Annotated in this window: 16 protein-coding genes, 1 tRNA gene and 2 rRNA genes; 4 read left to right on the forward strand and 15 right to left on the reverse strand. The window is 40.3% G+C overall.

The features are described 5' to 3' along the window. Positions 1-9: 9 nt before the first annotated feature. The 4 genes from J0J33_RS02210 to cls form a co-directional block, all read right to left on the reverse strand. A 23S ribosomal RNA gene (locus J0J33_RS02210) occupies positions 10-2,909 on the reverse strand. A 166-nt stretch (positions 2,910-3,075) separates the two neighbouring features. Then, positions 3,076-3,148 (reverse strand) — tRNA-Ala (locus J0J33_RS02215). Positions 3,149-3,258: 110 nt separating this feature from the next. After that, positions 3,259-4,807: ribosomal RNA gene (locus tag J0J33_RS02220) — 16S ribosomal RNA — on the reverse strand. Together the 16S and 23S rRNA genes with 1 tRNA gene alongside form the textbook arrangement of a ribosomal RNA operon. Before the next feature lie 302 nt (positions 4,808-5,109). Further along, positions 5,110-6,558 carry a cardiolipin synthase gene (gene cls / locus J0J33_RS02225; protein WP_019294129.1) on the reverse strand — a complete coding sequence of 483 codons (1,449 nt, stop codon included), beginning with the start codon at positions 6,556-6,558 and terminating at the stop codon, positions 5,110-5,112. Between the two features lie 263 nt (positions 6,559-6,821). Between cls and J0J33_RS02230 the strand changes: the two genes are divergently transcribed. Then, positions 6,822-7,493 (forward strand): MgtC/SapB family protein, encoded by a 672-nt coding sequence (locus tag J0J33_RS02230; protein WP_206921763.1) that lies wholly within the window; start codon positions 6,822-6,824, stop codon positions 7,491-7,493. A gap of 240 nt (positions 7,494-7,733) precedes the next feature. Here J0J33_RS02230 and rpsI read toward each other — a convergent pair whose 3' ends face one another. Further along, complete coding sequence (rpsI, locus tag J0J33_RS02235) at positions 7,734-8,126, reverse strand: 30S ribosomal protein S9 (RefSeq protein WP_003133537.1); 393 nt, start codon at positions 8,124-8,126, stop codon at positions 7,734-7,736. Positions 8,127-8,142: 16 nt separating this feature from the next. Continuing rightward, entirely contained in the window at positions 8,143-8,589 is a 447-nt protein-coding gene (rplM, locus tag J0J33_RS02240) for a 50S ribosomal protein L13 (RefSeq protein ID WP_003133539.1), read from the reverse strand. A gap of 180 nt (positions 8,590-8,769) precedes the next feature. Here rplM and rnhC point away from each other — a divergent pair, with 180 nt between their 5' ends. Then, positions 8,770-9,648, forward strand: coding sequence for a ribonuclease HIII (gene rnhC, locus J0J33_RS02245; protein WP_173817289.1), 879 nt, complete (start codon positions 8,770-8,772; stop codon positions 9,646-9,648). A gap of 10 nt (positions 9,649-9,658) precedes the next feature. Beyond that, positions 9,659-10,333, forward strand: coding sequence for a signal peptidase I (lepB, locus tag J0J33_RS02250; protein ID WP_019294132.1), 675 nt, complete (start codon positions 9,659-9,661; stop codon positions 10,331-10,333). Between the two features lie 14 nt (positions 10,334-10,347). Here lepB and J0J33_RS02255 read toward each other — a convergent pair whose 3' ends face one another. The 8 genes from J0J33_RS02255 to J0J33_RS02290 form a co-directional block, all read right to left on the reverse strand. Further along, positions 10,348-10,839 carry a DUF2127 domain-containing protein gene (locus J0J33_RS02255; protein WP_061415332.1) on the reverse strand — a complete coding sequence of 164 codons (492 nt, stop codon included), beginning with the start codon at positions 10,837-10,839 and terminating at the stop codon, positions 10,348-10,350. Then, entirely contained in the window at positions 10,826-11,641 is an 816-nt protein-coding gene (gene purR, locus J0J33_RS02260) for a pur operon repressor (RefSeq protein ID WP_019292793.1), read from the reverse strand. The genes J0J33_RS02255 and purR overlap by 14 nt, the downstream gene beginning before the upstream one ends. 180 nt (positions 11,642-11,821) lie before the next feature. After that, on the reverse strand, positions 11,822-13,912 hold the full coding sequence (fusA, locus tag J0J33_RS02265; protein ID WP_019294137.1) for an elongation factor G: 2,091 nt from the start codon (positions 13,910-13,912) through the stop codon (positions 11,822-11,824). Between the two features lie 169 nt (positions 13,913-14,081). After that, positions 14,082-14,453: a PqqD family protein gene (locus J0J33_RS02270; protein ID WP_003133546.1), complete on the reverse strand. Its 372-nt coding sequence runs from the start codon at positions 14,451-14,453 to the stop codon at positions 14,082-14,084. Then, entirely contained in the window at positions 14,446-16,386 is a 1,941-nt protein-coding gene (locus tag J0J33_RS02275; protein ID WP_003133548.1) for an OPT/YSL family transporter, read from the reverse strand. The genes J0J33_RS02270 and J0J33_RS02275 overlap by 8 nt, the downstream gene beginning before the upstream one ends. Positions 16,387-16,600: 214 nt before the next feature. Beyond that, entirely contained in the window at positions 16,601-17,068 is a 468-nt protein-coding gene (rpsG, locus tag J0J33_RS02280) for a 30S ribosomal protein S7 (RefSeq protein ID WP_003133550.1), read from the reverse strand. A 19-nt stretch (positions 17,069-17,087) separates the two neighbouring features. Continuing rightward, complete coding sequence (rpsL, locus tag J0J33_RS02285; RefSeq protein WP_003133552.1) at positions 17,088-17,501, reverse strand: 30S ribosomal protein S12; 414 nt, start codon at positions 17,499-17,501, stop codon at positions 17,088-17,090. A 313-nt stretch (positions 17,502-17,814) separates the two neighbouring features. Beyond that, positions 17,815-18,435 carry a helix-turn-helix domain-containing protein gene (locus J0J33_RS02290; protein ID WP_173817290.1) on the reverse strand — a complete coding sequence of 207 codons (621 nt, stop codon included), beginning with the start codon at positions 18,433-18,435 and terminating at the stop codon, positions 17,815-17,817. A gap of 297 nt (positions 18,436-18,732) precedes the next feature. On the opposite strand from J0J33_RS02290, the gene J0J33_RS02295 reads away from it, so the two are divergent. After that, positions 18,733-20,019, forward strand: coding sequence for a serine hydrolase (locus J0J33_RS02295; RefSeq protein WP_019294135.1), 1,287 nt, complete (start codon positions 18,733-18,735; stop codon positions 20,017-20,019). 29 nt (positions 20,020-20,048) lie between these two features. On the opposite strand, the gene J0J33_RS02300 is transcribed toward J0J33_RS02295, so the two are convergent. Beyond that, positions 20,049-21,437 (reverse strand): APC family permease, encoded by a 1,389-nt coding sequence (locus J0J33_RS02300; protein WP_019292789.1) that lies wholly within the window; start codon positions 21,435-21,437, stop codon positions 20,049-20,051. Positions 21,438-21,442: the final 5 nt, after the last annotated feature.

Genomic DNA, 21,442 nt, shown 5'->3' on the forward strand with positions numbered 1-21,442 from the left:
TTCTATTACTTGGTAAAGTCCTCGAGCTATTAGTACTGGTCCGCTCCATCCCTCGCAGGACTTCCACTTCCAGCCTATCAACCTGATCATCTCTCAGGGCTCTTAATTCATAAAGAATGGGAAATCTCATCTTGAGGTGGGCTTCGCACTTAGATGCTTTCAGCGCTTATCCCTTCCCTACATAGCTACCCAGCGGTGCTCCTGGCGGAACAACTGGTACACCAGCGGTAAGTCCACCCCGGTCCTCTCGTACTAAGGGCAGATCCTCTCAAATTTCCTACGCCCGCGACGGATAGGGACCGAACTGTCTCACGACGTTCTGAACCCAGCTCGCGTGCCGCTTTAATGGGCGAACAGCCCAACCCTTGGGACCGACTACAGCCCCAGGATGCGACGAGCCGACATCGAGGTGCCAAACCTCCCCGTCGATGTGAACTCTTGGGGGAGATAAGCCTGTTATCCCCAGGGTAGCTTTTATCCGTTGAGCGATGGCCCTTCCATGCGGTACCACCGGATCACTAAGCCCTAGTTTCCTACCTGCTCGAGTTGTAGCTCTCGCAGTCAAGCTCCCTTATACCTTTACACTCTACACATGATTTCCAACCATGTTGAGGGAACCTTTGGGCGCCTCCGTTACTCTTTAGGAGGCGACCGCCCCAGTCAAACTGCCCGACAGACACTGTCTCCCACGCCGATTATGCGTGTGGGTTAGAGCAACCATGAAGCAAGGGTAGTATCCCAACAGCGACTCACTTGAAACTAGCGTCCCAAGGTCAAAGTCTCCTACCTATCCTGTACATGCTTCACAGGTACTCAATATCAATCTGCAGTAAAGCTCCATGGGGTCTTTCCGTCCTGTCGCGGGTAACCTGCATCTTCACAGGTACTAAAATTTCACCGAGTCTCTCGTTGAGACAGTATCCAAATCATTACGCCTTTCGTGCGGGTCGGAACTTACCCGACAAGGAATTTCGCTACCTTAGGACCGTTATAGTTACGGCCGCCGTTTACTGGGGCTTCAATTCAGAGCTTCGCCTAAGCTAACCCCTCCTCTTAACCTTCCAGCACCGGGCAGGCGTCACCCCCTATACATCACCTTGCGGTTTAGCAGAGAGCTGTGTTTTTGATAAACAGTTGCTTGGATCTTTTCACTGCGGCTGTATTTCTACAGCACCCCTTCTCCCGAAGTTACGGGGTCATTTTGCCGAGTTCCTTAACGAGAGTTCTCTCGATCACCTGAGGCTACTCGCCTCGACTACCTGTGTCGGTTTGCGGTACGGGTAGTATTGAATTAAACGCTAGAAGATTTTCTTGGCAGTGTGACATCAAGGGCTTCGCAACCGTAGTTGCTTCCCCATCACAGCTCAATGTTAAAGGAAAATGCATTTGACACATTCCACACCTCACTGCTTAGACCAGAATCCATTAACTGGCTCCCTTTAGCCTACTGCGTCCCTCCATCACTAACAATACTAGTACAGGAATATCAACCTGTTGTCCATCGACTACGCCTTTCGGCCTCGCCTTAGGTCCCGACTAACCCAGGGCGGACGAGCCTTCCCCTGGAAACCTTAGTCTTACGGTGGATAAGATTCTCACTTATCTTGCGCTACTCATACCGGCATTCTCACTTGTAATCGCTCCAGCACCCCTCACGGTATACCTTCATCGCTGATTACAACGCTCTCCTACCATTTAATTAATATTAAATCCACAGCTTCGGTAATATGTTTAGCCCCGGTACATTTTCGGCGCAGGGTCACTCGACTAGTGAGCTATTACGCACTCTTTGAATGATAGCTGCTTCTGAGCTAACATCCTAGTTGTCTGTGCAACCCCACATCCTTTTCCACTTAACATATATTTTGGGACCTTAGCTGGTGGTCTGGGCTGTTTCCCTTTCGACTACGGATCTTAGCACTCGCAGTCTGACTGCCGCACATGTGTATTAGCATTCGGAGTTTATCTGAAATTGGTAACCCGAGATGGGCCCCTCATCCAAACAGTGCTCTACCTCCAATACACTTAAATTGCGACGCTAGCCCTAAAGCTATTTCGGAGAGAACCAGCTATCTCCCAGTTCGTTTGGAATTTCTCCGCTATCCACAAGTCATCCAAACACTTTTCAACGTGTCCTGGTTCGGTCCTCCAGTGCGTCTTACCGCACCTTCAACCTGCTCATGGATAGGTCACTAGGTTTCGGGTCTACATCATGATACTAAAGCGCCCTATTCAGACTCGCTTTCGCTACGGCTCCGCCTCTTCAGCTTAACCTCGCATCATAACGTAACTCGCCGGTTCATTCTACAAAAGGCACGCTCTCACCCATTGACGGGCTCGAACTTCTTGTAGGCACACGGTTTCAGGTGCTATTTCACTCCCCTCCCGGGGTTCTTTTCACCTTTCCCTCACGGTACTGGTTCACTATCGGTCATTAAGGAGTATTTAGGCTTGGGAGATGGTCCTCCCGGATTCAAACTGGATTTCGCGTGTCCAGCCCTACTCAGGATACTGCTAGGTATAAAGTCTATTTAAAATACGAGGCTATTACTCTCTTTGGCTTACCTTCCCAGGTAATTCTTCTATAGACTTTAAGTCCACGTTGCAGTCCTACAACCCCAAGAAGCAAGCTTCTTGGTTTGGCCTGTTTCCCGTTCGCTCGCCGCTACTTAGGAAATCGTTTTTACTTTCTCTTCCTGCAGGTACTTAGATGTTTCAGTTCTCTGCGTTACCTTCTCGTAAGCTATGTATTCACTTACGGATACTATGCATAACATAGTGGGTTTCCCCATTCGGAGACCTAGGGATCAATGCGTACTTACTGCTCCCCCTAGAATATCGTCGTTAGTCACGTCCTTCTTCGGCTCTTAATGCCAAGGCATCCACCGTGCGCCCTTATTAACTTTGCCATTAAAACAAGTATAAGTTTTTTCGAACTATTTAAAATAATTCGCAGCTTTACAGAAATGTTTTACCATTTCTCGGTTTATTTATCGTTATAAGATATTGTTATTTAGTTTTCAATGATCAATTCCTATTTTAACGTCTTCGTTGACAAGACACTTTCGTATCTTATGGAGCCTAGCGGGATCGAACCGCTGACCTCCTGCGTGCAAAGCAGGCGCTCTCCCAGCTGAGCTAAGGCCCCTTCTCTCAACGCAATCTTCTCTATCTTGCATCAAAAGACTGCTTGTTTGGTCTTTATAGACCCCTCAAAACTGAATAAAGTAGAACAACATCTTTTTTTATATTCCTTAGAAAGGAGGTGATCCAGCCGCACCTTCCGATACGGCTACCTTGTTACGACTTCACCCCAGTCATCGGTCTTACCTTAGGAAGCGCCCTCCTTGCGGTTAGGCAACCTACTTTGGGTACTCCCAACTTCCGTGGTGTGACGGGCGGTGTGTACAAGGCCCGGGAACGTATTCACCGCGGCGTGCTGATCCGCGATTACTAGCGATTCCGACTTCATGCAGGCGAGTTGCAGCCTGCAATCCGAACTGAGAATGGTTTTAAGAGATTAGCGCACCCTCGCGGGTTGGCGACTCGTTGTACCATCCATTGTAGCACGTGTGTAGCCCAGGTCATAAGGGGCATGATGATTTGACGTCATCCCCACCTTCCTCCGGTTTATCACCGGCAGTCTCACTAGAGTGCCCAACTTAATGATGGCAACTAGTAATAAGGGTTGCGCTCGTTGCGGGACTTAACCCAACATCTCACGACACGAGCTGACGACAACCATGCACCACCTGTATCCCGTGTCCCGAAGGAACTCCTTATCTCTAAGGATAGCACGAGTATGTCAAGACCTGGTAAGGTTCTTCGCGTTGCTTCGAATTAAACCACATGCTCCACCGCTTGTGCGGGCCCCCGTCAATTCCTTTGAGTTTCAACCTTGCGGTCGTACTCCCCAGGCGGAGTGCTTAATGCGTTAGCTGCGCTACAGAGAACTTATAGCTCCCTACAGCTAGCACTCATCGTTTACGGCGTGGACTACCAGGGTATCTAATCCTGTTTGCTCCCCACGCTTTCGAGCCTCAGTGTCAGTTACAGGCCAGAGAGCCGCTTTCGCCTCCGGTGTTCCTCCATATATCTACGCATTTCACCGCTACACATGGAATTCCACTCTCCTCTCCTGCACTCAAGTCTCCCAGTTTCCAATGCACACAATGGTTGAGCCACTGCCTTTTACATCAGACTTAAGAAACCACCTGCGCTCGCTTTACGCCCAATAAATCCGGACAACGCTTGGGACCTACGTATTACCGCGGCTGCTGGCACGTAGTTAGCCGTCCCTTTCTGGTTAGATACCGTCACTTAAGTAATTTTCCACTCTACTTAACGTTCTTCTCTAACAACAGAGTTTTACGATCCGAAAACCTTCTTCACTCACGCGGCGTTGCTCGGTCAGGGTTGCCCCCATTGCCGAAGATTCCCTACTGCTGCCTCCCGTAGGAGTCTGGGCCGTGTCTCAGTCCCAGTGTGGCCGATCACCCTCTCAGGTCGGCTATGTATCATCGCCTTGGTAGTCCTTTACACTACCAACTAGCTAATACAACGCGGGATCATCAAGTAGTGAAGCAATTGCTTCTTTCAAATAAGAATCATGCGATTCTCATTGTTATGCGGTATTAGCGTTCGTTTCCAAACGTTGTCCCCCGCTACTCGGCAGATTTCCCACGCGTTACTCACCCGTTCGCCGCTCTTCATAAAAATAGCAAGCTATCTTTAATCATCGCTCGACTTGCATGTATTAGGCACGCCGCCAGCGTTCGTCCTGAGCCAGGATCAAACTCTCATTTAAATTTAGTTCATCAAATGAACTGGCTGTTGTTTTGTCTTTCATTATTGAATTGACAGTTGGTATACAAGAAGTTAACTTCTCGCATATAGTCATTCTACTTTATTCAGTTTTCAAAGGTCTATCGCTCTCGTAAGAGATACGCTCTCTCGCGACAACTATTATATTCTATCAAACTCAATTTGTTCTGTCAAGAATAAACTGTGCTTTTTCTCCCTTTTTTTTACACTCGTTCGGAAAACCCCGCCGTTGTCACGTTTAAAGACTATAAAAAAACAGACACCATTGTGTCTGTTTTTTTTATTCTATAATATTGGACTCAATAATCGTGAAAAGTTTTGCTTGATTTTAAGCCAGAGGGATTGTTGCGCAATTTCTTCATCTGTAAGTAGACTTGAATCTCTCAAATCTGCCTCAAAAGTCTTTCTCATCTCCTCTGCTACTCCTTCATCATAGCAAAAAGCACTTATCTCAAAATTTAATTCATAACTGCGTATATCTTGATTAGTTGTACCAAAAACACCTAATTTTCCATCCATTACAAGAGTTTTAGAATGTATAAAGCCATTTGTATAATTGTATATTTTTACGCCTTGTTTATGCAGATAATTTGCGTAATACTGCGTTGCTCGAAAAATAAACGGATGATCAGGCATATCGGGAATCATTATCCTTACATCAACACCAGAATTCGCCGCTGCAATAAGTGCCGTTATCATAGAGTCGTCAGGTATCAAATAAGGTGATTGAAGCCAAATATAGTCTTCTGCATCCATAATCATTTTAATAAAACCTGTTCTTAAGGTTTTATTATCATTTTCTGGACCGTTAGCCACAATCTGGATATCAATGTTCCCCTCTTCTTCTGGTACCACAAAATATGTATCTTTTCGTTCAAGTTTCTCTCGAGGGTCTTTAACGGAAACATTCCAATCTCGAATAAACGTTTCTTGAAGACCGAAAGCTGCTGTACCAACAATTCTGCCATGTGTATCACGCCAGAAACCAAACTTTTTACTATTGTAAATATATTGATCACCAACATTAAAACCACCGGTCCAGCCAATTTGACCATCTATCACTACGATTTTACGGTGTAAATGATAGTTAAGCCGCGTTTTCATTAGTGCATTACGCGAAGTGATAAAGGCTGTAACTTTCCCACCGACTTCCTCTAATGGTTTAAAGAAATCTTTTTTCGTTTTTCCTCCCCATGGGTCGTAAACCACCCTTACTTCAACACCTTCTTTAGCTTTCGTAATCAAATGATCACGAAAAGCAGTTCCAATTTTGTCATTAAAAAATGCATAGTATTCTACATGAATATTGTCTTTGGCATTTTTTATATCTTCAAACAAAGCTGAAAATTTATCTTCACCATTTAGATAAAATTGTACATTATTCCCACGACAAAGCGGTGTTCGTTCCATATTATTAAAATACCTTTTAAGTAATTTTTCGTGGGGTGTCATATCTTTGGGACCAAATTTTTCATTGTTTTCATGAACTCTTTGGCCAAGAATGGACAGGTTGTATTTGTTTTCTTCTTCAAAACGACGTGTTGTTGTTCGATCAAGCCCTCGTCCTAGGAAAAGATAGCCAAGAAATCCAATACCTGGTAAAAAAACTAAGAACATAAACCAGGCCAAAATACTGGCAATAGACCTCGGTTTACGAAAAATCGTCACAAGGGCAAGCACCGTGTTAATCGTTATCAGTGTTCCAATAAAGCTATAAATTGTCGCAAGTGACATAAAATATTTCTCCCTAAAATAATCCTCTATAAAATAATATTGTTCATCCAATTATACCAAAATTGATTGAATATTGAACGTGTGCTAGACATTAATGTACTATTGTGTAAAAAACGATTGAACTTTCCGCCTCTACAGAGAATATACTATTATATATTATTTAGTCCAATATAATTTATTCTTTTTTTATAAAAGTTACTGTTTTTCTTATTAAAATAGCGATATAATGTAAGGTAGGTTTTAAATGACAAGGAGGAATTTTTATGCAAATTACTTTCTTAACACAAATTGATTGGTTGATTCGTTTAATATTAGCAGGAATTTGTGGCTATGCTATTGGTTATGAAAGAAATAGCCGTTATAAAAATGCTGGAACACGTACTCATTTAATTGTTTCTTTGAGCGCTGCCTTGATGATTATCGTCTCAAAATACGGCTTTATGGACATCATTAGCACTCATGGGATCAACCTTGATCCTTCCAGAATTGCTGCTCAAATTGTAAGCGGAATTGGTTTTTTAGGAGCAGGACTGATTTTTGTTCACAATCAATCCGTTCGAGGCTTAACCACCGCTGCTGGCATTTGGGCAACTTCTGGTATTGGGATGGCTATTGGTTCTGGATTATATTTTATAGGTATTGTAGCTACTTTACTCATTTTACTTTTTCAAATCATTTTACATCAAAATTATCGGTGGATAAAAACAGCAACAAGCAATCATCTTATCGTTCAATTAGAAGATATTGAAGGTCTTGGCCTGTTGCAAAAACAAATGAAAAATGAACATATTAAAATTCTGAGTATAAAAGTTGAAAAAAAATCAAATAATTGTTTGAAAACTGATCTATATCTGAGCTTACCCAAAACTTATGAACTTGCATCACTGGTAACTCTTTTAGAGTCAAACGAAAAGATTAAATCAATTGAATACTAATATTAAAGATAGAGCCCCTTCCTAGGGGTATTTTTACTTTTCACAATCTTACTCCGCTCTTAGTATTCGTATTTAAGACGGTCTTTATGATAAATATTTCTTAAATGGAGCTGCTACAATAAATATCAAAAAGACACCAGAATTCTTCTGGTGTCTTTTTGATATTTATATGAGGGAGATTGAATGTTACACCAATCTCCACCAAATAATTGTTCGAAACGTTGATATATCTGAAACAGATTAACGTTTTGAGAATTGTGAAGCTTTACGGGCTTTCTTAAGACCAGCTTTTTTACGTTCAACCATACGAGCATCACGTGTAAGCAAGCCAGCGCGTTTCAAAGCACCACGGAAGTCTGGATCCACTTCAAGCAATGCACGAGCGATACCGTGACGGATAGCTCCTGATTGACCTGATACACCACCACCGTTTACGTTTACGAGTGTGTCGTAGCTACCTTCAGTTTGTGTAGCTGCAAATGGTTGGTTGATAACAAGGCGAAGTGCTGCTTGTGGGATGTAGTCTTCTACATCACGTTTGTTAATTACGATTTTACCTGTGCCGGGTACGAGACGTACACGAGCAACTGAATTTTTACGGCGTCCTGTGCCAGCGTATTGTACTTGTGCCATTTAGTGCGTTCCCTCCTTAGATAAGACCTGAAATATCAAGAACTTCAGGTTTTTGTGCTGCGTGTGTGTGTTCACCACCAACAAACACTTTAAGTTTCATGCCTTGAGCACGTCCAAGAGTGTTGTGTGGAAGCATACCTTTAACTGATTTTTCAATCAAACGTACAGCGTTTTTCTCACGGAGTTCACCAGCAGTGATTGATTTCAATCCACCTGGGTGAAGGCTGTGACGGTAGTAAACTTTATCAGTTGCTTTTTTACCAGTAAGTTTTACTTTATCAGCATTGATAACGATAACGAAATCACCTGTATCTGTGTGAGGAGTGAAAGTTGGTTTGTTTTTACCGCGAAGCACGCTAGCAACTACAGCTGACAAACGACCAAGAGGTACATCAGTTGCGTCAACCACGTACCATTTACGGTCAACGTTTGAAGCGTTAGCCATGAATGTTGTTTTCATCATTTGGGTTAAGTTTCCTTTACTTAGAATTTGTTTACGGCAGGTGTAAGAGTCCTGCAAATATTTTTGGGTTTCCGGGGCCACAAAAATGGGGTAAACAATACCGTTTATCATAATACCACATATGTCAAGTCTTGTCAAGATTCATTTTTAATTTTTTTGCTTTTATGTTAAACTATTACCATGAATGTAGTTCTTACTTTAGACTCCAAAATGTTAGATAGACTTATTCTTAAGTTCGACAAATATAAGACGGCATCAAAAAACCAATATATTGTTTTTTATGCAAAGCTACCTAAAGCTACTATTTCTGTATATACGTCAGGAAAAGTTGTCTTTCAAGGAGAGGATGCTGAACGTATTGCTCAACAATTTGGGCATACTGCTTCATCACGTCCACAGCAACAAGAGAACATAATCGGTACCGATGAAGTCGGCAATGGTTCATATTTTGGTCCCTTAGTCGTTGTGGCAAGTTTTGTCAATACTGAAGATGTACTTTTATTAAAGAAGCTCGGTGTCGCCGATTCAAAAAAAGTTACCGATGAAAAAATCTATCAAATTGCTCCTCAATTAATGGAGAATATCACACATGTGCCTTTGATTGTTGAACCCACAAAATATAACCAAGTCATTGATTCAGGTTACAATGCTGTAAGTATCAAAGTAGCCTTGCATAACCAAGCTATTTATCTCCTCGAAAAACGTGTTTCAGAAAGTATTGAATATATAATTGTTGATGCCTTTACGACTGAAAAAAATTACCAAAAATATTTATTAACCGAGCAAAATAAAGTGAACGGTAAAGTTACCCTTTTACCTAAGGCTGAAGACCAATTCTTAGCCGTTGCTTGCAGCTCTATTATTGCCCGCTACCTCTTTCTAGAAAATCTCAAAGCTCTTTCTCTAGAAGCAGGGTATAAGTTACCAAGCGGCGCCGGAGCAGCTTCTGACCAAGTAGCTGCAAAGCTAATACGTCAAAACGGTCCTGAATCCTTGAAAAGATATGCAAAATTACATTTTGCTAACACTAAGAAAGCAATAAACATAGCTCAAATATAGAAAGTTAAATATGGAAAATACCACACAAAACAAACAACCCAATGCCTTCACACGATTCATCAAAGAATGGGGCATCTTTCTCGCAATTATCACTATCGCAATCCTCTCACGTATCTTTATCTGGTCACTTGTCGTTGTTGATGGTCATTCAATGGATCCAAACTTAGCTGATAAACAACGCCTGGTTCTTATTAAAACTGCAAGCATTAACCGCTTTGATATCGTAGTTGCTAAAGAAACAGAAACAGTAAATGGGCAAACCGAAACAAAAGACGTTGTAAAGCGTGTGGTTGGTATGCCGGGTGATGAGATTAAATTTGATAAAGATCAACTTTACATCAATGGAAAGAAAACTGATGAGCCCTATTTGGCAGACTTTAAAAAACAGCTTTCTAATAATGAACTCGAAAAGACTTATCAAAATTACGCTTTGACTTCTGAACTCTCTGAAGCCAACCGCGCTTACTTTGTTCAACTTGCGCAACAAGCTCAAGCCTTTACCACAGATGCAACAGGCAATCCAACCTTTACGATTAAAGTACCTGAGGGAGAGTATCTTCTCTTAGGGGATAACCGTATTGTGTCGAGAGACAGTCGAGCAGTAGGAACCTTTAAACGTTCTGATATTGTTGGGCGAACCATGTTCCGTGTGTGGCCAATTAATAAAATTTCTACCCTTAACTAATAAAAAAACTTTGTCTAGATAGACAAAGTTTTTTTCATATTTTTATATTCTAGGTAGGTAAGGAGAATCAGCAAAACATCAAAAACTGAGACAAAAAGCATAAAATTAGAATGATGTTGCAAATACTCCGCCAGTTGGTAAACAATAAAGCCTAAAAAAACCAAAATCGATAATGGATACGCCCAAAGAATCTTTTTCCATAAAAGCACCAAAGTTACAAGCTTGATTAAACCATGTACTAGAAGATAAACAGCAGCAAGGTATTGTGTACTAACAGTAAAATGCTGCCCCAAATTTAATAAGAGATGAGCTATAAAGTCGCTTGGATCTTCTTTTAATTCTCCTCGAGTAAACCAGCCCACAATACCAGACATGCGCTCAGGTGTAATAAAGAAAAGAAAAATACCACCAAGAACTTCGCCTAAGGCAAATAGTGACTTTAGTAACAATACGATATCAAAGCTTAAATCAATAACACCTTGCTTGTTTGCTTTATTTCTCTTCAAATATATTACCTAGCTCTACTTCAATCGTCCGCTGGGCAACATCTATCTGATCTACCTTGAGGATTGATTTATAATCATCTACCAACCGCTCTCCCTTGAAAGGCCCTTCCAGAAAGACAGCCACACCAGATAAGAAACAATCAAATTCGTGAACAAGACTCTTCATGCCATTAATTGTTCCAGCTCCTTTCATAAAGTCGTCTACAATCAATACACTTTGGCCAATCGATAAACTCCGCTTAGAAAGTGTCATATTTTCAACACGGCTGCTTGAACCTGACATATAATTCACGTTCAAAGTTGCCCCTTCTGTAACTTTAGGATCACGTCGAACAATAACAAAAGGAACATCTAAAATTTCCGCTACAGACTGTGCAATCGGAATTCCTTTTGTCGCAATTGTCATCACGACATCAATTTGTTTATCACAATACTCATGAGCAATAATTTGACCAATTTTTTTTAGATTAGCAGGGTGACCTAAAATATCAGAAAGATATATATAACCTCCAGGTAAAATACGGTTTTCTTCACGCAAAAGGTCCGCAAGTTCCAACGCACGATCCCGAGAAACTTCATCAGATATATAGGGTGTGAAACGTACGCCTCCTAAACTTCCAGGAAAAGTTTCGACAATTCCAATATTTTGATCTTCAAAGACACGCTTAATAAAAACAAGATCTTCAGAAATCGAGGATTTGGCTACTTCATAGCGTTTACTAATTTCATTCAGATTCAACATTCTATTGGGTCTGTTCAATAAAAAATTAGTAAAGTCCACTAAACGTTCGTTTCTTTTCATATTAATCACCCTTTTCTTTTTGTTGGTTTAATTATAACGTAGAAAAACCGAACAATCAAGCAAAGCATTCAAATTTAATCATAAAAATTACAGCATCTGGGATATATTCTCGAATAATTAAAAATAAAAAAAAGCAACACCTTAAAGATATTGCTTTTTATTAGTTGAAATAATCAAAGATTATTCAGCATCGCCACCGCGACCGTTTTTCTTGATAATTTCTTCTTGTACTGATTTAGGTACATCTTCGTAGTGGTCAAATGTCATCATGAATGTACCACGACCTTGTGAAGATGAACGAAGAGTAGTTGCATAACCAAACATTTCAGCAAGTGGTACAAATGCATTAACGATTTGTGATTTACCATGTGCTTCCATGCTGTTTACACGTCCACGACGAGCTGTTACGTGACCCATAACATCTCCGAGGTTTTCTTCAGGAACTGTGATGACAACTTTCATCATTGGTTCAAGGATTGCAGGTTGTGCAGTCTTAGCAGCTTCTTTCATAGCGAGTGAAGCCGCAACCTTGAAGGCAGTTTCTGATGAATCGACATCGTGATATGAACCATCATAAAGCTTAGCTTTAATATCAACCATTGGGTATCCAGCAAGGACACCGTTAGCCATAGTTTCTACCAAACCTTTTTCAACGGCTGGTACGAATTCACGTGGAACCACACCACCGACGATAGCATTTTCAAACTCGAAACCAGCACCTTCTTCGTTCGGTGTGAATTCGATCCATACGTCACCGTATTGACCTTTACCACCTGATTGACGTTTGAAGAATCCACGTGCTTGAGTAGGTGCACGGAATGTTTCACGGTATGATACTTGAGGCGCACCAACGTTAGCTTCAACTTTGAATTCACGTTTCATACGGTCAACAAGGACATCAAGGTGAAGCTCACCCATACCAGAGATAACTGTTTCACCAGTTTCAACGTTTGTTTCAACGCGGAATGTTGGATCTTCTTCAGCCAATTTAGTAAGGGCAACACCCATTTTATCTTGGTCAGCTTTTGATTTAGGTTCAACAGAAAGTTGAATAACTGGTTCTGGAACTTCGATAGACTCAAGGATGATACGTGCTTTTTCGTCAGTCAATGAGTCACCAGTTGTAGTGTTTTTCAAACCAACAGCAGCGGCGATATCACCAGCATAAACTGTTTGGATTTCTTGACGAGTATTCGCGTGCATTTGGAGGATACGTCCGATACGTTCACGTTTACCTTTAGAAGTATTCAAGACGTATGAACCAGCATCCAATGTACCTGAGTAAACACGGAAGAATGAAAGACGTCCAACGAATGGGTCAGTCATGATCTTGAAGGCAAGAGCCGCAAATGGAGCATCATCAGATGCTGGGCGTTCGTCTTCTTCGTCTGTATCTGGGTTAACACCTTTGATTGCAGGAATGTCCAATGGGCTTGGGAGGTAATCAATAACCGCATCAAGCATCATTTGAACACCTTTGTTCTTGAAGGCAGAACCTGCAAGCATTGGGTAGAATTCAACGTTGATTGTTGCTTTACGAATAGCAGCTTTCAACTCTGCTTCAGTGATTTCTTCACCTGCAAAGTATTTTTCCATCAAGTCTTCGTCTGTTTCAGCGATAGCTTCGATGAGTTTTGTACGCCATTCTTCAGCTTGTTCCATGTATTCTGCTGGGATTTCTTCGTCACGGATATCTGTACCAAGGTCGTTAGTATAGATTTCAGCACGCATAGTTACCAAGTCAATGATACCCACGAAGTCTTCTTCAGCTCCGATTGGGATTTGAATTGGATGAGCGTTAGCGCCCAAACGATCGTGCAATGTAGAAAGTGAATAGAAGAAGTCAGCACCGATTTTATCCATTTTATTAGCAAAAACGATACGTGGAACTCCATAGTCAGTTGCTTGACGCCAAACTGTTTCAGTTTGTGGTTCAACACCTGATTGAGCATCAAGTACAGTTACTGCACCGTCAAGAACACGGAGTGAACGTTGTACTTCGATTGTGAAGTCCACGTGACCTGGTGTATCAATAATGTTTACACGGTTGCCTTTCCATTGGGCAGTTGTCGCAGCAGAAGTGATAGTGATACCACGTTCTTGTTCTTGCTCCATCCAGTCCATTTGTGATGCACCTTCGTGAGTTTCACCGATTTTGTGAATTTTACCAGTATAGTAAAGGACACGTTCAGTGGTAGTTGTTTTACCGGCATCGACGTGAGCCATGATACCGATATTACGAGTATTTTCAAGTGAAAATTCGCGAGCCATAGTTTTCTCCTAATTAATTTTTAGTTTTACACCCCATTATATCATAATAATAAAGGTTTTTATAGTTCTATTTTTATCTTTCAACTATTTTTAAATAAAATTTAAGCTTTTTTCAAAAAGACTTACTTCTTCTTCATGAAAAATTTTTATCAAAAAAAGAAAAAGGAGACTATTCCCCTTTTTCAACAATCTCAATCCATCTTTCGACAGATTCTAAATGATTAAGGTACAGGAAAAGACGCTCATAGAGTTGTTGAGAGGCTTCCTCGTGCTGTGCACTTAGTGCTTCTCCTATTTCCTTTACAGTTGTTTTACCATCGATCATGCTAAAAACAAGTGTACCATATTCATCCAAAGACATGTACGTACGTTGAGGTATTTTCGCCCCCATCTTACGCATAAGATTTTGTGTCCAATGTTTTTGATCTTTATAAATCCGAATCCGACCTTCGTGCCATTCAAATAACACTTTATCTTTTTTCCGGAAAATCATATTCAGATTTTCATCTGAAATATCATCTTTTTTCTTTTTATTACTCATCTGACTTCTCGGCAGCCGGAGCTTTCTTGATTGACATCAATGGTGCTACAATCGCAATGATTAAGATAACCATGAGTACCCAAGCCATGGCGTTAGAACCTACAAATCCCGTAGGTGTTCCTGGAGTTACGACTCCTGAAACTTGAAGGATAATACCCAACAAACCAATAATTGATGCACCGGCAACTAAACCTGACGATAAAGAGACACCTGATGACATACGTTCTTCTTGAACAGCTTCTGTATCTTTTTTACCAAGAACTTCCACCAAAATACGAACTAAAGCACCAATAAGAATAATTGACGTTGTTGAAATTGGAAGGTAGAAACCAATCGCAAATGTCATAACTGGAACTTTAATCATGTAAAGGATAATACCAAACACGATACCAGCAATAATCATATGCCATGGAAGTTCTCCACCGATGATACCATCAGTCAAAGTTGCCATCAAGTTTGCTTGTGGTAAGGCGAACTGAGCTGCATCACCCGTTAAAGCTAATTGATCACGAAGTAATACGATAACACCTGTTACCACTACAACACCAAGAACAGCAGCAACAAGGAAGAAACGACGTACTTCATATTTATTACCACCAGTGATGAAAGTAACTTTTTGAGCTTGTGTATAACCACCAGCTACTGAAATCGCTACAACGATGAAGGTACCGAAGAGCAAGAGTGATTTAAGGTCTGCACTTGATGTCCAACCCATTGTCAAGAAAACAAGAGTCAGGATAACAAGTGAGGCAATTGTCATACCAGATACTGGCAAGTTAGATGTACCGATTGTACCTGTCAAGCGTCCTGCAACGATGATGAATAACATTGAAAGAACGATTGAAAGAATACCAGCAAGGAAAGTCATGGCTATGTTCCCACCAGAGATAATGAAGCCAACAACAAATGTTGCAACAATACCAATAAGGATAGCAAAGATACCAAGTGAATCACGTTCTCCAGCTTCGGCATTTTTACGTCCATCGAGTGTTGCTTTAACAGAGTTAATGATTGTTGGGATAAGACGAATTGCCCCAATCATACCACCTGAAATCATCATCCCCGCACCAATGTATTTAACATATGATCCAGAGATTGCGGCAAAATTCATAGCTTGGATTGGAGTAGATGGGTCATTCCAAACATGATGACCGTTTCCAGCCATTTCTGAGAAGTAACCAATCAATGGAGCGATACCAAAGTTAGCAAGGATTGAACCAGCAAACATCATTACTGCAACCTCAAGCCCAACAATAAAGCCGATGGCAGCAAGCATTGGATTTACTTCAATTTCAAGTTTCCATTTATAGAATGTTTCGTTTGTATAGCTTACAACGTTGTTCACAACACCAAAAACTGCTGAAGTGAATGCAGTAATAAGACCACCAACACCGAAACCGATACCCATGTATTTAAGTGAGTTACCACCTGTTGAAGAAGCAACAAGCGTTTCCGAAATTGCCATTGCTTCGGGATAAACAAGTGTGCCATGTTCTTCAACTAAGAGATAGTCTTGAACAAATGACAAAATACCAAGAGATACAAGAACCGCAGAAACACCAACAATTACACCTTCAAAGAAAGAGACTTGTTGTCCGATAAGGATAACTGCTGGTAAGACAAAGATAAGACCTGAGGCAATTGACTCACCACCAGTTGCCATTGACTGGAGGATATTCTTCATCAGGAAGTTATTTTTACGGATAAAAATTGACAAGAGTCCTGAACCAAGAATAGCCCCTGGGATACCTGCAGCTACTGTTAAACCAGCACGCATTCCTGAATAGGCAGTAGATGCTGCAAAAAGAATGGCCAAAATAATACCAATAACAATTACAACTGGGTTGCCAGCACTCTTTTTGCGTCCATCTTCATAAGGGAGGTAATCTTTCCCTGCGACACCGCCATAGGCGGTTTTAGACAATTTTTTCATATTGTGTAATATACTCCTTAAGTTTGAAAGTGTTTTCGCCTTATTTTACTACAAATTCATCAAATCTGCAAGGTGTTTAAGTGTTTTTTGTAGCTTTTTTCTCATATTTTTGTTATGTAAATGTGTATATTTTTTTATTTTCTTATCTTTGAAAATAAAAAAACTTGACCATAAAGTCAAGCTTTTTCTAGAATAATGACCAAGGGTCATCTTCTTACCAACGGAAGTGAGCGAACGCACGGTTTGCTTCTGCCATTTTGTGTGTGTCTTCACGTTTCTTAACTGCAGCACCTGTGTTGTTTGCAGCATCAAGAATTTCTTTTGCAAGACGGTCTTGCATAGTGTGTTCACCACGGTTACGAGCGATTGTTACCAACCAACGGAGTCCGAGAGTTGTACGACGTTCTGGACGAACTTCAACTGGGACTTGATAGTTAGAACCACCAACACGACGAGCGCGAACTTCAAGAACAGGCATGATATTTTCCATAGCTGTTTCGAAAACTTCAAGTGGGTTGTTTCCAGTAGCTTCTTCAATTTGTTTGAAAGCTCCGTAAACGATATTTGTAGAAACGCCACGTTTACCATCAAGCATAACGCGGTTGATAAGACGTGTTACTACTACTGAGTTGTACATTGGATCTGCCAAAACTTCACGTTTTGGGGCACGATTTTTACGCATTCTTCTTATCTCCTTTCAATTACGCTTTTGGTTTTTTAGTACCGTATTTAGAACGGCTTTGTTTACGATCTGTTACACCAGCTGTATCGAGTGCACCACGAACGATGTGGTAACGTACCCCTGGCAAGTCTTTTACACGACCACCACGAAGAAGTACAACGCTGTGTTCTTGCAAGTTGTGACCGATACCTGGGATGTATGCTGTAACCTCGATAAGGTTAGACAAACGTACACGAGCGAATTTACGGAGCGCTGAGTTAGGTTTTTTCGGAGTCATTGTTCCAACACGAGTTGCAACACCACGTTTTTGTGGGCTTGCTACTTTAGTTTGGAGTTTTTTACGACTGTTATAGCCGATGTTCAATGCAGGTGAGTTAGATTTTTCCACTTTAGAGTGACGACCTTTACGCACCAATTGGTTAATAGTAGGCATTTTTCTGTCTGCTTATCCCTTTTATTTACGGAGAACCGCAAAGCGAAATAAAACGAATAAACAATCCTTTCTGTTTTTTTATAAAGTTGGAATGTCAGTATATGGTCGCTTAATCCAAGTTCTGACAAGAAGTTTGGCAACTTATACAAGTTCTCCTTATTAGGACCAAATATAAAAAGTACCGTTTAATATCTTATCAAAATTTCAACACTCTGTCAACTTTATTTTGCATATTATTAGAGAAAAGTATTTCTTTACAAATTTTTTTGCATTTTCTATACTGACACGCGCGCTTAATTGCCTCATATCTGGGTTAATGAATAAATGATGTAGCAGGATAACCGAAAAATAAAATAGCGATAATTAGGGCAACAAATAAAAAATCTAAAAAAATTACGAGAACAATAGTCAGTATGCGCCCTATCTTATTATAAGGATTAATACTGAGGCCATAACCGAATGCTTTTGGCACCCAAAGGGGAGAATCCATTATTCCTTTATAATGCTGATAAGCAAGTTTATTAAAGCTTACAGTCACATGTAAAAGGAGAATGCAGAAGAGGAAGATAATTATTGTAATACCATTTAGTAAAGTTACGTTGTTCTGAGATAAAGGAATGAGTAATAATGATAAGAGGAGGATAAGGCTGGTCAATATAATCAATAGTATTGAGTACTTCTTGTTCGCTTTCTTCGTATTGATTAACTCATAATCCTTCTTAACTTTCTTCATAAACTGCGGGTCTCCTTTAATAATATCAAGTGAAAAAACATAATAATTACTTAGTTCTATCAGCATCGGAACATCTGGAAAGTTTTTCCCGTTCTCCCAGTTGGAAAGGGATTGTCTTGAGATATAGAGTGTATCAGCAACTTTTTGTTGCGTTTCTCCTTTTTTCTTCCGTTCCTCTACTAAAATAGTGGCTAAATTCATCTTTACTCCTTTCATGCCCCATCATGATATATTAAAAAGAATAGAATGTCTAGCAAATATTTCTTGCATGCCTATCTAAGAGGGTAAAAAGAGCTATTGTAAATGAAGTTTACCGATACTGTAAACTTCATTTACTTCTGTAAAATAATAAATATTTGCATAGATTTTCCTAAAAGAGAAGAAATGTTTTACGTGAAACCATTGATTTGCTGTTAAAGCATCTATTAGTGTGAGTTTAACACATATTATTTTTGAAATACATTAGACCTTATTTCGCTGGTATGATAAAATAGAAACATGAAAAAAATCGTAATCACTTTCCTCTCCTTACTGCTTTTATTCTCTCCTTTGGCTACTATAAATGCTCAAGCTGAGGATTTTTCTGTGGCAGCAAAATCTTCTATCGCCGTAGATGCAAGCAGTGGTAAAATCCTTTATAGCCAAAATGCAACGGATTCAAGCACGCGCATCGCCTCAATCACTAAACTTTTAACGGCCTACTTGGTTTATAAGAGTGTCGATGAGAAAAAAATTGCTTGGGATACAAAAGTACCTATTTCTGACTATGCTTATAATTTAACAATGAACAGCAACGCAAGTAATATCCCACTTGCTGAGGGAACTGAAGTCACGGTTAAAGATTTACTTAATGCCTTGCTTTTACCCTCAGCTAACTCCGCTGCTATAGCCTTGGCAGAAAAAATTGCTGGTTCGGAACCGAAATTTGTTGATATGATGATGGCTCAATTGAAAGAGTGGGGCATTACAGATGCTAAGCTTTATACTTCTTCTGGCCTCCCAAACAGCGAGCTCGGTGAAAATATTTATCCAGGATCTACTGAAAATGATGCCAATACAATGAGTGCTCAAGATGTTGCCATCATGTGTACACATCTCCTCAAAGATTATCCCGAAATATTGAAAATCACCGAAAAAACAGAACTTCCATTTGATAAGGGGGGGCAATCTGAAACTACTTTAGCAAATACTAATCAAATGTTGCCTGGGTTTACAACAACACGTGCCGGTGTAGATGGCCTTAAAACTGGTTCAACTTCATTTTATGTCGACTGTTTTGCTGCTACAACAGTTCAAAATGGGTTCCGTATTATTACGGTTATTTTAGAAGCTAAAGACCCTTCTGTAGATAATTCAACACCTTTTACACTCACTAATGATCTTATGAACCAAGTTTATGCTTCTTGGACAAATGCAGATATTATTAGTAAGGATGAGCAACTCAGCGATTTCGCTAGACTTCCTGTACGAGACGGAAAGAAAAACAGTATTGATCTTATAGCTAAAGATAACTTCTCCGCTGTAGTCCCCTTAAAAAATGGTACAGCCGACATAAATGCAATTGAAATTACCTTTGATCGCGATCCTAAAACAAATATCGAGGCTCCCATCAAAAAAGGAGAAGAGTTAGTTCAGGCTACAGCTACACAAAAAGATAAGCTCGGCTATCTCCCAGGTTTTTCAGGTTATCATTTTCCTCTTACAGCTAAGACAGATGTGGAACGTGCAAATGTCTTTGTCGTGATGTGGAATAAATTCGTCCGTTTTGTAAACGAAAAACTCTAATAAAAAACTTTCTTGTACAAGAAAGTTTTTTATTTTATAGAATTTTCTAGTTTAGAATGACGATAACTGTAAACAAAGTAGAAACCAGCTGCAAACATAAGTAAAATTAGAAGAAAAAGCCATATTTGGGTATGATAGTGGACGATTAAAAAGCCATTGACAATAATTGATAAGATAGGAATCAAAGGTACTAGTGGAGTTTTAAACTCATGAGGTTGTGGCAACCCTTGTTCCTTACGAAGCTTTAACAAACCAAGAGCTAATACAATCAGATATAACAATGTAGATAAGCTCAAAAACTGACTGAGATAAGACATAGGAACAAAGCCAGCTATCAACATTGAAGTACCTCCAATAACGAGTGTAGCATTAATTGGTGTTTGGTGCTTAGCTGAAATTTTACTGAGCTTTGGAGGTAAAAGCCCATCACGACTCATAGAGTAAAGTAAGCGTGATAAGGCATAGGACATGGTGAGAGCAACACTGAGCAAAGTAATCACCGCTATAATAGAAATATAAGTCGCTGCCCACTCAACTCCAAGATAAGCAAGAGCAAATGCAATAGAGTTTGTGACATTTAGCTTATAATAAGGCACTGTTCCTGTAAGCACCAATGTCACAATAATATAAAAGACTACAGCAACAAAAAGTGAACTAATTACGCCATAAGGAATATTTCGACGGGGATTTTCAGCCTCATCTACCGCTGTCGACACTGTTTCGTAACCAATAAAGGCAATAAAGAGCATCGAAGCACCTGGTAAGATACCCGATTGACCACCGATTAAGGAACCCAAGCCAAAAGGTGCAAAGTTAGACCAATTTGCAGGTTCCAGATAAAAAAGACCAACAATAGCAAAAACAATTAATGCTGAAAATTTTAAAACAACGAGAGTATTATTCAAATGTGACACTGTTCGGGTGTTTAAGAAAATCATCACCGTTATGGCAGCCACTACCAACATTGGAATTAAATCAATAGAAAAACCTGAAGTATGGCCAAATGAGCCTTCAAATCTGGAAGGAAGTTGCAAATGCAGCAAGCCTTTGAAATAACCACTCCATGACTTTGCAACGATTGCAATTGTTGTAAAAAATTCAATTGCCAAAAGCCAGCCTACGATCCAAGCAGGAAATTCTCCAAAAACAGCATAAATGTAGCCATAAGGCCCACCTCGGCTTGGTACACGTGAAGCAAACTCAGCAAAGATTAGAGCTGACAACCCTACAGCAATCCCTGCAATAATAATGGATATAATAAGCGAAGGCCCAGCAATCAGGGCTACACCAACACCAGTAAAAGTAAAAATACCTGCTCCCACCATTGATCCTAGACCTAATAAAGTTAAGTCCATCGAATTAAGAGTACGTTTCATTTCACTTTTTTCTTGAACTACTCTTTTACGAAAAATGTTCATATCAC

It is taken from the genome of Lactococcus sp. LG1267 (assembly GCF_017309545.1).
Classification (GTDB): domain Bacteria; phylum Bacillota; class Bacilli; order Lactobacillales; family Streptococcaceae; genus Lactococcus; species Lactococcus petauri.